General features: G+C 50.1%; 4 protein-coding genes. 3 read left to right on the plus strand and 1 reads right to left on the minus strand.

Annotated elements, in window-relative coordinates; all coding sequences use genetic code 11:
- Together AQR02_RS35100 and AQR02_RS35105 are read left to right on the plus strand one after the other, a co-directional pair.
- The coding region (locus AQR02_RS35100) for a GerAB/ArcD/ProY family transporter (RefSeq protein WP_159067713.1) at nt 1–327 on the plus strand (327 nt) is incomplete at its 5' end.
- Nucleotides 328–353: 26 nt separating this feature from the next.
- The gene (locus AQR02_RS35105) at nt 354–761 is read left to right on the plus strand and encodes a GerAB/ArcD/ProY family transporter (RefSeq protein WP_054940236.1); all 408 of its coding nucleotides are present in this window, start codon (nt 354–356) and stop codon (nt 759–761) included.
- Here AQR02_RS35105 and AQR02_RS08760 read toward each other — a convergent pair.
- Nucleotides 734–991: a hypothetical protein gene (locus tag AQR02_RS08760; protein WP_054940237.1), complete on the minus strand. Its 258-nt coding sequence runs from the start codon at nt 989–991 to the stop codon at nt 734–736. The two genes, AQR02_RS35105 and AQR02_RS08760, sit on opposite strands and share 28 nt — an antisense overlap.
- 169 nt (nt 992–1,160) lie before the next feature.
- Between AQR02_RS08760 and AQR02_RS08765 the strand changes: the two genes are divergently transcribed.
- The coding region (locus tag AQR02_RS08765) for a homocysteine S-methyltransferase family protein (protein ID WP_187388771.1) at nt 1,161–1,939 on the plus strand (779 nt) is incomplete at its 3' end.

The raw sequence follows: 1,939 nt of genomic DNA on the forward strand, positions 1-1,939 counted from the left end.
CCTCTCTTTATCCTAAGTATGCTAATGATCTTATCCGGTGCTTATGTGCTGCACAAGGGTCTGGAGGTACTCACGAGGACGTCGCTGATGTTCGCCGTAATCGTCCTGCTGATCGGTGTATTCAGCCTGGTCTTGCTGATTCTGTCCGGTTCAATAAAACTTCTGCGGCTGCTTCCTGTTCTGGAGAACGGGATCGGGCCGGTGATGGATTCCGTTGTACATCAGAATTATATGTTTCCGTTCGGTGAAATGATTTGCTTTACGATGCTGATGCCCTATCTGTCTGGTGTCAAAAAGGACCGTGGGTTATTGCGGCAGGTATGCTGATATCCGCTCTACTCCTCAGCGCTACCATGGCCATTAATATATCGGTGCTTGGGGCAGATATCGTGGAGCGTTCCCCGCTGCCGCTGATGCCGACCATCAGCAAGATCTCGATCTCGGATTTTATCCAGCGGGTTGACATTTTTGTAGTAATGGTGCTGATCATTGGCGTGTTTTTTAAAGTGTCTGTCTTCTTCGCGGCTGCACTAATCGGTATTTCCGAATTGTTCAATCTTCCTTACCGGAGGATGGTATATCCTGTTACGCTGATTATCCTGTTTACTTCTATGCTTGATGCCCGCAGTTTCACTGAACATTTGAATGAGGGCGGAAGACTCCTGTACGCTGTCTATCCGCTGTTTATGATTGTTATTCCGGTTATTCTGATTATTGTAACTGCAGTGCGCAGCTACTTTTCGGCGCCCCGGCCGGGCTGAGAGCTGCGTATCCAATAAATGGCATCTGGAATGATAAGACATAACAGCATAACGGAGGCAGCCAGCTTTTCCGAGGCCGTATAGAGCAGATAGTTGAGAATATAGCCGATGTTATTTAGCCCATATCCGAACAGCCAGTCGTTCAGGTAAAGATACAGCAGGGAAAGTACTATTAGTAAAAGGATCGCAGTGTACTTGCGGAGCAGGAGCTTACGGGTTCTTTTTTTCAACCAAAACAGTCCTTTCCTGGTGATTAAGACTAGTATGAATCATTTCCTGGACTGCCATGCAGAGACAGGCACGTCGAGGGACTGCTTTTGCGCTATGAATGCTTATCATCCATCCTGATTTATGTTACATTAGTATGAAACTAATGACAGTATAGGGGAGGTTCTTGCGGTGAAGCCGGATTTGCGCTCTGCATGGAAGAATAACGTGTTGGTCGGAGACGGAGCGATGGGAACTTTTTTATATCAGAAAGGCTTCCCTGTCGGCATCTCCTATGAAGAATTAAATCTGACCTCTCCAGAGGTCATTGAAGATGTGCACCGCAGCTATATTGAAGCGGGGGCGGTGCTGCTGGAGAGCAATACGTACTCGGCCAATTATGATAAGCTGTCCAAGTTTGGCCTTGAAGCCAAGGTGGAAGAGATCAACCGTGCCGGGATACGGATAGCCCGTCATGCCGCCGGTGAATTCGGTTATGTTGTCGGTGCGGTAGGCTCGATCCGTGCCGGTAAGCGTGCGAACCTGTCCAGCTCGGAGCTGAAGCGGTTTTATACCCAGCAGTTTTCAGCGCTGCTTGAAGAGCAGCCGGACGGTATCATGCTGGAAACCTTCTATGATGTAGAGGAGCTGCATCTGGCGCTCAGAGCGGTCCGTAAGCTCAGCGGGCTTCCGGTGATCTGCCAGCTGGCCGTGGATGAAACAGCGCGCACGCTTGACGGATTAACTCTGCCTGAGGCTTTTCAGATTCTGGAGCAGGACGGGGCAGACATTATCGGCTTCAACTGCCGTACCGGACCAAACGGAATCAAGCGGGCTTTGAAATCGCTGCAGGGAAGTCTTACGCTGCCCGCTTCGGTATATCCTAATGCCGGTATCGCCGATTATGTGGACGGGCAATACCGCTACGGCGCATCCCCGGAATACTTTGGCCAGATGGCCCCGGTGTTTGC

Origin of the sequence: Paenibacillus ihuae (genome assembly GCF_001368795.1) — a bacterium.
In the GTDB taxonomy this organism is placed as follows: Bacteria; Bacillota; Bacilli; order Paenibacillales; family Paenibacillaceae; genus Paenibacillus_AQ; species Paenibacillus_AQ ihuae.